General features: G+C 54.5%; 7 protein-coding genes. 3 read left to right on the top strand and 4 right to left on the bottom strand.

Annotated elements, in window-relative coordinates:
* Nucleotides 1–10: 10 nt before the first annotated feature.
* Together PLIM_RS09785 and PLIM_RS09780 are read right to left on the bottom strand one after the other, a co-directional pair.
* Complete coding sequence (locus PLIM_RS09785) at nucleotides 11–1,690, bottom strand: nucleoside recognition domain-containing protein (RefSeq protein WP_013110149.1); 1,680 nt, start codon at nucleotides 1,688–1,690, stop codon at nucleotides 11–13.
* A 68-nt stretch (nucleotides 1,691–1,758) separates the two neighbouring features.
* Nucleotides 1,759–2,892, bottom strand: a complete 1,134-nt coding sequence (locus PLIM_RS09780) for an NAD(P)/FAD-dependent oxidoreductase (RefSeq protein WP_013110148.1) — start codon at nucleotides 2,890–2,892, stop codon at nucleotides 1,759–1,761.
* A 955-nt stretch (nucleotides 2,893–3,847) separates the two neighbouring features.
* Here PLIM_RS09780 and PLIM_RS09775 point away from each other — a divergent pair.
* The 3 genes from PLIM_RS09775 to PLIM_RS09760 all read left to right on the top strand — a co-directional run bounded on the left by PLIM_RS09775 (nucleotide 3,848) and on the right by PLIM_RS09760 (nucleotide 8,276).
* Nucleotides 3,848–5,548 (top strand): amidohydrolase, encoded by a 1,701-nt coding sequence (locus PLIM_RS09775; RefSeq protein WP_196349561.1) that lies wholly within the window; start codon nucleotides 3,848–3,850, stop codon nucleotides 5,546–5,548.
* 56 nt (nucleotides 5,549–5,604) lie between these two features.
* The gene (locus PLIM_RS09770; RefSeq protein WP_081440246.1) at nucleotides 5,605–6,687 is read left to right on the top strand and encodes a linear amide C-N hydrolase; all 1,083 of its coding nucleotides are present in this window, start codon (nucleotides 5,605–5,607) and stop codon (nucleotides 6,685–6,687) included.
* A gap of 590 nt (nucleotides 6,688–7,277) precedes the next feature.
* Nucleotides 7,278–8,276 carry a hypothetical protein gene (locus PLIM_RS09760; protein WP_013110144.1) on the top strand — a complete coding sequence of 333 codons (999 nt, stop codon included), beginning with the start codon at nucleotides 7,278–7,280 and terminating at the stop codon, nucleotides 8,274–8,276.
* A gap of 385 nt (nucleotides 8,277–8,661) precedes the next feature.
* On the opposite strand, the gene PLIM_RS09750 is transcribed toward PLIM_RS09760, so the two are convergent.
* On the bottom strand, nucleotides 8,662–10,125 hold the full coding sequence (locus tag PLIM_RS09750) for a sulfatase (RefSeq protein ID WP_230849450.1): 1,464 nt from the start codon (nucleotides 10,123–10,125) through the stop codon (nucleotides 8,662–8,664).
* 5 nt (nucleotides 10,126–10,130) lie between these two features.
* Nucleotides 10,131–12,122: a YHYH protein gene (locus PLIM_RS09745; RefSeq protein ID WP_013110141.1), complete on the bottom strand. Its 1,992-nt coding sequence runs from the start codon at nucleotides 12,120–12,122 to the stop codon at nucleotides 10,131–10,133.
* Nucleotides 12,123–12,160 lie beyond the last annotated feature (38 nt).

The raw sequence follows: 12,160 nt of genomic DNA, 5'->3' as shown, positions 1-12,160 counted from the left end.
CGTGACAAAATCAGTTCCAAAAGGCGCCAATCCATCCCAGAAATGCAGCAAAAAGTGATGCAAAAATCGCCTGACGAGCCATCATTTTCACGGCAAACCGCCAGCCCATCTCTCGCGAAATCTGCAATGCAGTGACGAGACAAGGAAACAATACTCCTGCAAGATAGACGGCAGTAAGAAACTGGAGCGTTGTCATGGGAGTCGCAGCTCCTTCCAAAGGTGTCAACAGGAATATTCCATCCTTTCGAATACTTGCCATAACCATAGCGACTGATGCTGAAGCAGGTAGATTAAAGATGGTCATGATTGGTGAGAGTACGGCCGAAAGAACCGCAATCGCTCCACTGTACGCAAGCAAGGATGTCACTCCACAGATCACGACGAAAATCGGCATGGCCTGAAATAGGAACTGTTCCAAAGTCCCTCGGATTTCCCGATAAATCGCCGCCCACGACGGCCATTGCAGGAATGGTCGCTGGAAATGCATCAGCATGTTCAGGCGATCTCTCGAAACAGAAGTTGATGTCAGCCTCAGATAAATCATCGTGGTTACGGGTAGATAGGCGAAATAGCCAAACATGGGCCATAATGGATTCGTTCCGTTAGCAACTGCGCCAGCAGAGAGAACTGCCAGCGTCGCGGGCAGTTGATAACTGCAGGCTGCCCCAAAAGAGATCGCCGAGATCGCATTCCCCCGCGAACAGGAGGAGCATGCTCGAGTACTGATCACCGCGGGCACATTGCAGCCAAAGCCTACCAGAACTCGCACCAGGTCTCTGCCACTTAAGCCCAGTGGGCGAACTAAAGGATGCAAAGTGACATTAATCCGTTCAATCAGTCCTGTCGTTTTGTAAATCGCACTGACTACTGAGAATAGTAAAACGGTCGGAAATGCCCACACGAGCAGGAAAGGCCCCATATTGAGCAAACCATAGCCAAAGTCGTCATATTCGGCAGTCAATGGGGCTGCCAGCCATGCGGGAAAACTGGCATTGACCCACTCAATAGCTGGTTGGATTGCTTGAGCCACCAGTGGATGCAGAAAGTCGGCCAGTCGATTCGCACCAAATATTGTCAGAAGGGCTGGAATCAGAAGTAGTATCAGGCAAAAAACTGCCCCGAATCGTCCTTCCAGAATCCCCGGTCTAGGCTCAATGCGCCATCCAGTTTTTGACTTTGGTGGTTTCTCAGGAAAAGCCTGTGAATGCTCGATGGCTTCCTCGAGTTCGCGTAGTTGTTCTGTTGCTGGCATCCGAGCATTCATAGCAATGAATCGTAGCCTGGTCTCCTTTTCCAGACGTTCAAGAGCCTCTTGCGAGGCCTCTCCCGGTTGTACTTTATCCCAGAATGTGACAGCGACCGCGCCTCGCTTCCCTTTCAATAATGGCAGCATCTCGGCTAAGTCCTCGTCGAGACAGGTTGCCTGCACGACGAGAAGCACGGTTTCGTGCTGGTCCATTTCCTGCATAGCCAGACGAGTTGTCTCGCTGTCGGAGCTTCTAAGAATTCCCGGTGTATCAACCAGATCGAATCGCTCAGTACGGTAGTGTTCGATGTGAACAGTTGAGCCCCGGAAATTATCCGATCGCGCCGGTTGATTGGCCCAGGCAGCAGCCAGCTGGCTTTTCCCCACACTTTCTCGACCTGCCAGAAGCACTGTTTGACGTTCTAGAGCTATTGTTATCGTCACGATGGATCCCTGCTAAATAAAAACGGAAGGTTTCAGTGGGAACTTTCACTGATCGCAACAGAGCATGCTCAACAGGCACATTCATCGAGGCAGCATGACAAGTCATCCAGAAACATCTGCTTTTTGCGATAAACTTCCAGTGGCGAGAGATCCAGCCCCATTCGTTGACCAATCGCATTCGCAACAACTGCAAATCGCTGTCGGTACTTGTAGATGAAGCACATGATGATCGCTCCATGCCGCACCATTGGTCCGCATAGAAACAGCCCTGGCGTAATCGTTGACTCGTCATCCGGCGAAAGTTGGAGCACGCCGGCTTCATCTCTTGCGAAATGAGACTTAACTAAAGAGAGACTGCCATCAAAGCCGGTCGCCAGAAGGGGCGGAGTCTTTGTGCGAAGGACAGTTTGCTTCTTCTGACGCTGCCTCCCAATCACCAGAAACTCTTCACCCTCGCGTTGAACCTGCATCACCTTGAAGTTTTCCAGTACTGACAGCCGCCCCGTTCGATCGGCCTGTCGCAGACGAGCTTGAGTAAAAGGAGAGAGTACAACACTTGGATCAGATGTCACAGACGATGAAATGGACCGGCGATCGAGAACCGTTACCGTCTTTCCCAATCGACATAGCGCTGTAGCTGCATCGATTCCACTTTCGTAGCCGCCAATGATCAGGAACTCATCGCCAGCGACATCTCTCCAGCTGGAAACGGTTGCTGTATGCGGGCAATACTCAGCGCCGGGAAAAGGATCGATTTTCGGATACTGAAATTCTCCAGCGGCCCAGATGACGTATTTGGCTGTCCTCGTACCCGCATGAGTCATGATCTCGAAGCCGTCAGTGGTCGATCGAACTTCAGTGACATTGACTCCGGTTTGCACCGGGACGTTGAACTCCTTCACAACACGACGCAGATAGCATGCATATTGACGACCGGTTGGGTGTTCCGTTTCAAGTGTGTACCCGGGAGAAGTATCGACCGTTATGGCATTGAGGTCAGGGAACCCATAAGCGTTACTGGGGAATGATGGAGTTATCAGTCGCATCTCCCGGGGCCAGCGTTGAAAACTGGCGCCGACTTCGTACCTGTCGAACACGACAAAGTTTTCCAAGCCTAAAGCCTTGAGAACGCAAGCGACCCCGATCCCTGCTGGCCCTGCTCCAATCACGACCACGTCAAACTCATGTGCTGGCCGAATCATCGTGGAACCCCTTGGGAAAAGCCTTGGAAAGATCTCGTTGAAAGTGAACCACACCATTTCAACACCAAATTAACTGCACAATAATTGCAAAAGAACACAGTATGGCGTTGTGGGCGATGTTTCACAAGTTCGGCAGAAATGCTGGCTGTGCAGGGAGCCGTTGCCCAAGGGTGGCCGCTCACGCTGGCATCGATTCGCTCGACAGCAGCGACCTGCGTAGAACTTCTTGTTGGAGGTTCTATTCCCTAACCCCAACAGAGCCTGATTTTTGCAATCGAATCAAAGACCGATTTTTTGGATTCGGGCTCTTCGACTGGGAATCCCCGTAAACCCCATAGAAAATTCAGAATCCTCCGGCCCTGCTAGCTATACGGCATACAAGACAAGAGGTCATCAAAGTCGAGGAACGAGAACGCGAATAGAACTTTTCTGACATGAGTCCGTGACTGGGAAGTCGCCACAAGTCATCTCATTCTGTTTCTGGTATCGTCAAGGTTACCGAACGTCTGCTCAACTTTTATCCGTTTCGTTAAAAGCGATTATGTCTGAACGATCGTAGGAAACATCTTGAAAGTCACCGAAGTCATTCGCCCCGAATGGCCGCATCGAGTGTATTACCAACTTTATGGACTTAACGGTTCATGCACCGGGCTCAATCCTTATAAACGGCATTTGAAGCGGCAACCTGGACTCGCTGCCCGATTTGGACGGTCAATAAGATCGATCAGGACTGGCTCTCAGGCGGTCCTTGATGAGATGCTGCTGTACATGAACGCCCTATTGGCCATAATGTCGTACTGAATTGACAGCTTGCCGCGTATGGCATCAAGCGGCCTCTGCTGAGTAAGGGCACGGTTGTGGGAGAGTCCTGTGTTATGGCCTAGGCCATCACATGGATCGATGGCAGGGCGTTTTTCGGAATTTGAAAGATAAGAATGCGTCCAGAAAGGGTCTAATGACGAAAACCTGTTTGTTGATGCTGTGTGTAGTGACAACCGCTGGAATCGCTTGGGGACAATCGGCTGACACGATCTACCATGGTGGCGAAATCGTGACCATCGACGACAAGAACCCGACCGCCGAAGCGGTGGCCATCAAAGGGAGCAAGATCATCGCCGTCGGCAAGACAGCGGATGTGCTCAGGCTCAAGGATGACAATACCAAACTGATTCACCTGGGTGGCCGGTGTCTGTTGCCGGGATTTGTGGACGGCCACGGGCACGTCTTCAACTGCGGCCTCCAGGCGGTCTCGGCCAACCTGCTACCCCCGCCTGACCACACGGTTAAGGACATCCCCAGCCTGCAAGCCGAACTGAAAAAGTGGGCGGCCACCGAGACCTCAAAGAAGTTCAAGATCATCCTCGGGTTTGGGTACGACGACGCCCAACTGAAGGAGCAGCGGCACCCCAACCGGCACGACTTGGACGAGGTGTCGAAAGACCTACCGGTCTACTGCATCCACCAGTCCGGCCACTTGGGCGCGTGCAACACGAAGGCGCTGGAAATCGCCGGCATTTCCGCCGAAAGTAAGAACCCGACGGGCGGGGTGATCCGCCGCGAGATGGACGGCAAGACCCCGGACGGCGTACTCGAAGAGACGATCCACCTCACCGCGCTGATGAAGGTGATGCCCAAGATGGGCGAGGCCGAACTGGATGGCCTGGCTCAGGCCGGGATGAAGATGTACGCCGCCCAAGGGTACACCATGGCCGAGGAGGGGCGATCCATCGAACTGATTGATAAGTCATGGATGCGACTGGCCGAGAAGGGGAAGTTGCTCATCGACGTGATCAGCTACCCGGACATTTCGTTCAGTGAAAAGCCCTTCGGTCTGGACACCCCGTGGTATGCCAAAAACCTGAAGGGCGGGTATCGCATCGCTGGGGTAAAAATCAGTCTGGATGGTTCACCGCAGGGTAAGACCGCATTCTTGACGCAGCCGTATTTCATGCCGCCGCATGGTCAACCGGCCAGTTTCCGCGGCTATCCCGCCATGCCCGTCGAGGACGTGAACCGCAAGATCGCCCTGTGCTACGAGAAGGGCTGGCAGTTCCTCGTCCATTGCAACGGTGACGCCGCCGGCGACATGATGCTGGGGGCGATCAAGGACGCACGCGCGAAGTTCGGCCCCGGCAACGACCGCCGGGACGTGATGATCCACTGCCAGACGGTTCGCGAGGATCAACTCGACTTGATGAAGGAGTGTGGCGTGATCCCCTCGATGTTCGGCATGCACTGCTTCTACTGGGGCGACTGGCACCGGGACTCGGTGCTTGGAGCGGAGCGCGCTGAGCGGATCAGCCCGGCTCGTTCGGCTCTTCGCCGAGATATGATTTTCTCTCAGCACCATGACGCCCCGGTAGCACTTCCTAACGCGATCCGTATTCTGTCGTCTGTGGTGACCCGCCGTACCCGCAGCGGCGATATCCTCGGGGCCAGCCAATGCATTCCGGTCGAGGCGGCATTAAAGTCACTCACGATTTGGCCCGCCTATCACCATTACGAAGAGACAAACCGAGGGTCAATTGAGGTGGGCAAACTGGCAGACTTCGTGATCCTGGACAAAAATCCGCATAATGTGCCCATCCTGAGCCTGTCGGACCTGAAGGTGATGGAGACAATCAAAGATGGGAAGACAATCTACGTCGCAGAATAGAACCGCACATTGACTTGAGCACTCCCCTGTATCTCCCGCGGAACCAGAGAGTCAAAATGAATCAGATTAAGAATTCGAGATGGTTTTTCGCCTCCAGGAGCAAGGTCTGCCTGTGTCTTGCCATCGCGACGTTGCTTGCCACTCCACCAAGCACATTTGCATGTACACGTCTTGTTTACGAGACGGGCTATCAATCGTACATCACAGGACGGTCCATGGACTGGATGGATCCATCGGCTCAGACCGCGCTGTGGGTCTTCCCCAGGGGAATGAAGCGTGATGGCACGGTGGGAGCTAACCCCATCCAATGGACCGCCAAGTACGGTTTGATTGCAGTCTCATTCTACGATGTAGGCACGGCCGACGGCATGAATGAGGAAGGTCTCGTCACCAACCTGCTATATCTGAAGGAAACGGAGTGGGGTGACGCTGCGAAATCGGGAAAGCCAACCCTGACCGCTGGTGCCTGGGCTCAGTATTTCCTCGACAATTTTGCCACAGTGAAAGAGGCCGTGGCTGCGATGGTTGATCCTCCCTTTGCTATTATCGCTCCCGCCTTGCCCAATGGTCACGCAGCAGGCCTGCACCTTTCGCTCTCTGATTCCACTGGCGACTCTGCAATCCTGGAATACATCGATGGCAAGCTTGTGATACACCACGGCTCGCAGTACCGGGTGATGACGAACTCTCCCACGTTCGATCAGCAACTGGCATTGAACACTTACTGGGAGCGAATCGGGGGGAGTCAATTCCTGCCTGGCACCATCAGTGCCGCCGATCGTTTCGTGCGAACAACCCACTATCTCAAACTGTCACCGAAGTTCAAGGAGCCAGAACTGGCACTTGCATCGGTGTTCTCGCAGATCAGGATGGTCAGCGTTCCACTCGGTCTCGCCGATGAGAAGAATCCCAACATCGCGATGACCCTGTGGCGAACTGTGGCCGATCACAAGGCGAGAGTTTTCTACTTTGAGTCAGCCGTGTTTCCCTCGGTTTCCTGGATCGACATGAATAGGGTCGATTTCACGAAAGGTGCGGAACCGAAGGTCGTTCGGGTTGTGCGTGGTCAACCGCTTGCGGGCGAACTCTCTGGATCGCTCAAGACTGCCGAGCCGTTCAAGTGGCTCGGAGCAAAATAGCAGTGCTCGTTTTCAGAACTTCCACAGAAACCGCGTCGCGGCAATTGTCGTGTTTCTGTCAAGAAATGCGTTGGGTTCGAACTGGGACAAGTCTGGCTGGCGACAGACAGTCCACCTTCGTACCAAACTGGACGGCCACGTGCACATCCCACGCCCGATGTTCACCCAGATGATGCCATTCGCGTCGGCGTGCAAGCTTTTCGTCCGCATCCGCCATTCTGTCGAAACAGGTTCGATGTTCGTTTCTGACAACGCCATTTTTAAGGGTGATCAGAAAAATGGAAGGCGGCAATCAAAAAGAACTCGTGCAGGAAACTAGAAAGACGAGCGACCCGATATTCTGTCGTGGTACACGAAATGATCGTAAGTCCATGAATAAAGCCAGCGTGCGACAAATCGCAGGCCGGCTTTACATGGAGGCGGGGGGACACGAGTAGAACTTTTTCTGACAGGAGTCCGCGAATTCGGTTCTTCTGGAGGCGAAATGATTCGGATCATGCCGGAACCACTTTCAAGAAAGTTGCAGACACTCGTCAGGTACCAGCGTCTGGATCACTTTTCACGAGGATTCATCTGATGGAGAGTCACAAATGCCGAGGTTGATTGAAGTCGCCATCTGCGTCTTCGCACAATGCGTCTGTGTCCTCGGTATCCTGATAGGGTTGAGGTTCGTCACGCCGCTGCTGAAGTATGCCTCCAGTGCAATTCAGGGGCAGCCGTGGCATGCTGGAGAACTTGCCCGGCTGATCGCGCTGGTTTGCGGACCGGTCTTGATGGGGTTGCTGACCTTTATCGGGTTGTCCTGGCATCTCTGGTCCTCGCAAGTCACTCGACAGCGGATGAGGCAGTATCCAGATCAGCCGTGGATGTGGCGGTCGGACTGGGCCGCGAAGTTGATTCGTTTGTCAAACCACAAGGCAATCTTGGTTACAGTCATTTCATCCGCACTTTATGGTCTTATCGTCGCGCCGATGGGGATCTACTTGGCCTCAGTCAAGAATGCGACTCTCGTCTATTCATTCTTGGGTGCTGTCGGATTCTTCCTGCTGATCTTCGTTCGCTTGCTTTGGGTAAATCGCCGTTGGAATTGCTCCAGCATCGAATTGGAGACACTCCCCGGCGTGATTGGCGGACGATTTGAAGGAGTGGTCTCAATTCCGGAATCGATTCCAGACGGCACGGTCATGCGCATCGCACTACGATGTCAAATGACACGAAGTACTCGTTCTTCATCGGATCGGAGAGAAGATCTGTTCGATATAGCCACTGGCATGAAGCGGAGCGGGAATGGACAGTCATCATCACAGACTCAGACGATCTATGAAGACGTTTGCCTATTCACCATCATAAGAAATTCACTCGGATCGGCGGCAACCGTTTTGCCCGTCTCGTTCTTGATACCAGAAAAACTGCCCTCTTCTGGCAAGCAGCCTCTATTAGCATCAGATGGTCTATCCCATCGCACTCGCATCAACGACTACTGCGACTGGCAAGTACAGGTCAGACACGAACAGACGTCTGATTTGAGAGAAATCGTCTTCGAGGTTCCAATCTTCGACTTAGCGAACTCAGCCATCTCGATGCCATGACTGAAGATCTCCGCCAAGGAAGCACACCTGATCTCCGCGAAATCCTTCCACGACAGCAGAAGATTCAAAATCCCCTTGCCTCGCGTGCCACAAGACATTCAAAGACAAGGGGCTTCAAAGTGGAGACGCGAGAACACCAATAGAACTTTTTTGGAGGGACTGACCAGTTGGGGCATTGAAATCCGGCGGCGGCTGGCTAGCGGCGAACGCGAGCAAAAAATGGAATTGCCATTGGGCTTACGCGTGCCATGCAGTTCACTTTCCTTCGGTTTCCAGTGAGCGCAGTTCTGAGAAACGTCGCTGACAGTCGTCTGTCCGCCCTGTCGACGATTTTGATCTTCGCATAAGTCGCGATTGAGATGACTGGGCATCAGAAGTCCAGAGATCATTGTTGTTGCCGACCGCGTTTCGGCTTATCTGGTCTCCCTCCGCCTTGATTGCCGCGCGGGCGTTCGGCTTGGGGGTCGTAGCTGGGATTGGGACCAGGCGGAATGGATGCGTTGGTTTTCTTTTGCCATGCCCGTAGCGTCTTCGCGAGTGCGGCGGCCTTGTCGGGCATCACGGAGGCAAGGTTTTTCTCCTCGTTTGGATCGTTTTTCAGATTGAAGAGTTCGACGCGTCCCCCTTCTTCAAAGAACTCAATCAGCTTGAAATCCCCTTCTCGCATGGCACTCGACGGAGTCGCTTTGCCGACATAGCACGGGAAGTGCCAGAAGAGTCGCTCACGGTCGAGCGTTGCATCGCCTTGAAGAAGCGGGGCGAGGCTGACGCCGTCAAGCACTTGTCCTTCAGGCGGCTTGATACCCGCCAGTTCGAGCAGCGTCGGATATAAATCAATGCTCGACACCGGCACATCGCATCTGCTGCCGAGGCTCTTGACTCCTGGTCCGGCGACAACCAGCGGGACGCGAATGCCACCTTCATAGAGTTCGCCTTTGCCACCTCGTAGCGGCGGTGTGTATTGCTGGGTGCCGCCATTGTCTGAGGTAAAGATCACGACTGTGTTATCGGACAGCTTTAACCGTTTGAGGTGATCCATGATTCGTCCCACGTTGTGATCGACGGCCTCGATCGTCGCCGCACAAGCAGGATCGTCGCGACGATCGTTGCTCGCTGCCGCCTTTCGCTCGTATTTCGCCAGTAACTCCGGCTTGGGATTGAATGGTGCATGGATGGCATGATCGGGGAGATAAACGAAGAATGGCTGCTCGCGATGCTCGTCCACGAATTTGAGAACTTCATCGGTCAACCGATCAGTCAAGTAGTGCTTGCCATCATCAAAATACTCATCTTTGCCGAAGCCAAGGTTTTCTGGAAAGACGACTTTCTGGAAACCTTGACCGCCTGGTGTGACTGGCCCGGTGCGACCGCGTCCGAGGTTCCACATGCCAAAGAATGCGGTCGCATAGCCCCCATCCCGCAGCGCTTCGGCGATGGTGACGACGTTCGTGTCGAGTTCTGATTTGCTTTCTGCTGCCTGCCACTTATGCCAGGGCGAACCGGGTGGCTGACGAGGATCGACGACGGTGTAGATTCCGTGCCTGGGCGCGTACTGGCCCGACATCAGACATGCACGCGTCGGGGCGCAGTTGGGGGCGCTGGCGTAGGCCTGGGTAAACACCAAGCCGGTCTTTGCCAAACGGTCGATATGAGGCGTCTCGACGAACTTGTTTCCCATGAATCCGACATCGCGCCAGCCCATGTCATCCATCAGGATGAGAATGATGTTCGGTGGCCGGCGGCTTTCAGCTGCTAAGGAATCGGCGTGAAGAGGCAGCCAGAGCGTCAAGCAGAGTATCGCCACCCGCATCGTAAATTGTCGGATGGACGTGGTCAGGAATCGCGTCATGATCGTCACCGAGCGTCCTTCCGTTCGTATTTGAAGTCGAGCGTTCCGGTGGCCAGTGTGATGTCCTTGATTGCCGCGAGCAGTTCCGCTCGTGACGCTTTCTCCGGAGGCAGATTCAACTTGGCCGAGAGAGCGTAGACCGTAACGTGGTATGTCTTGACGCCGGGGCCTTTCGAGCACATCGGGTCGTATTCGGCGCGACGGCGATCATTAGCGCCCACCGTTCCTGCTTTGGGCGACTTTTGAGCGAGGCTCTGCGTCGTCACGGGGATGTTGTAGACGACCCAGTACGATTTCTCCTGATCCGGAGCTGTATGCCAAAGACTGACTGCTAACGACTTCGTTCCCTCGGGCGCGTCTTTCCAGGCGACGGCAGGCGATTCCCGCTTCCCGTCGCAGGTGCATTCGACGGAAATGAAACCGTTCGCGTCGATTGAGGAACTGGTCACTTTCAACTGGGGAAGTTGGGCGTTGATTGGACTTGCAGCCTGGTTCGCTGGTGAGCCTTCAACGTTACGAGGAGGCGGAAGTCCTTCGTCGCGCGGCGGGCGTTGCCCAACACGGGGGGGTGGATTATCACGAGGCTGAGGCGGTGGTCGTCGCTCTCCGCCTCCCGGGCCGCGCTGCCTTGGTGAGTAAGTTTCCTCAGTCGTCTTGCCATTCGTGTCGACGAACACAAACTTCGCCGATCCATCGTTCGAGAGGGTGTAACTGATGGTTCCCTTGGATCCTCGAACGTCATAGGTCAAGGTGTAACCGCCGGACTTGGTCTTCTGGAAACCGGTGATTTTCGCATCTCGTAAGGGGGGGAGCGCCGGACGGAGCGGTTCCGCCCGTGGTTGCGGATCGACCTGGCCATCACGTTCGGTCACAACCCCGTAGAATCCGCCATTGAGATACGGGTACTTCTTCGTCGCGTGATAGTGATAGTTTCCTTTGGCATCTTTGTGGCCGTTGAGAGCATCGAGATTCTTGACGGGTGAGCCGTCCGGCTCCTCGTAGCCATAGATCGGGTAGCCATCCAGGGCATAGGCAATGGGCTTTCCCTTGCCATTCGTTTTTTCCAGATGCACCGGCGCAATGTGATAGTGGTAATCGTCTGCCCGCCCGCAGTGACCGCCGAATTCATCAAGCTCCCCGAACAGGTAGGCATCATCGCCCCGATTATTGAGCGGGTTGAAGATGGGAATGCCATTGACAGCGACCGCAATCGCTCCTCGCAGAAAGCGATTTTTAGCCGTGGCAGGGGTCTCAGCGGGGATGGGATGTAACGGGATTTGCCAGGCATTCTCGCCGACGTATCTCTGCGGCAGCGGTACCTGCTGCTGCCAGGCTGTGATGCCGACCATCATCTGGTGATCCGGCGTTCCATTCGATTCGACGTAGAAGAAACGGTCGTCCCAACGGGTCTGAATCGCCTTGAGGTTCACGAACGTCTCAAAGGCTTTGGCGATTTCAGGAACCTGCTCGCGTGCCACGATTTTCTCCGGCTTTCGATTTCCTAATTGTGCAAGGAGCAGCTCCGCTGGCAGATCTACATTTCGGCGAACACCCTGTTGAAGCGGGAACTCGTTCGTGACGAGCGGAAAGAATCCAACCGCTTCATTGGGCTGTGGAAGACGCATGGGTATGTCGAGTCGCAAATTGCCTTCTGAATTTGCCCGCACGAGTCCGTTCGTCTCAGCGAGACGCTGAATCTCGGACATTCCCCGCTCGATCCAGTTTTGATCATCGCTCCGCAGCAGCGCGATGGGGATTGAAACCAATGAGTCGTCGTCACGGCGGATCTGAACCAGGCCATCGCGCGCCATGACGAACGACCCCTGTTCACGAAACGCGCCGGTCGAGGACGTCCAGATGCGTTCTGAGGTGACTGACGCTTGATTGTCAGCGGGTGATGACCTTTTACGATGCGAATGGCCGGGATGAGCCTGTACGATCGAGGTCGTGAACCCGATGGCCAGAATCAATAGTCCGGCTCTAATGGGAACGTGCATGTCAGTCTCCTGAAACATATCTGGGAATCGCCCTGAAG

Source organism: Planctopirus limnophila DSM 3776, assembly GCF_000092105.1.
Classification (GTDB): Bacteria; Planctomycetota; Planctomycetia; order Planctomycetales; family Planctomycetaceae; genus Planctopirus; species Planctopirus limnophila.
Note: the sequence above shows the minus strand (reverse complement) of the source record. Positions and strands in the feature narration are given on the sequence as shown.

Coding starts and splice junctions, on each gene's coding strand:
- PLIM_RS09745 (WP_013110141.1), bottom strand. CDS start 12,122: ATGCACGTTCCCATTAGAGCCGGACTATTGATTCTGGCCATCGGGTTC.
- PLIM_RS09775 (WP_196349561.1), top strand. CDS start 3,848: ATGACGAAAACCTGTTTGTTGATGCTGTGTGTAGTGACAACCGCTGGA.
- PLIM_RS09770 (WP_081440246.1), top strand. CDS start 5,605: ATGAATCAGATTAAGAATTCGAGATGGTTTTTCGCCTCCAGGAGCAAG.
- PLIM_RS09760 (WP_013110144.1), top strand. CDS start 7,278: ATGCCGAGGTTGATTGAAGTCGCCATCTGCGTCTTCGCACAATGCGTC.
- PLIM_RS09780 (WP_013110148.1), bottom strand. CDS start 2,892: ATGATTCGGCCAGCACATGAGTTTGACGTGGTCGTGATTGGAGCAGGG.
- PLIM_RS09750 (WP_230849450.1), bottom strand. CDS start 10,125: ATGACGCGATTCCTGACCACGTCCATCCGACAATTTACGATGCGGGTG.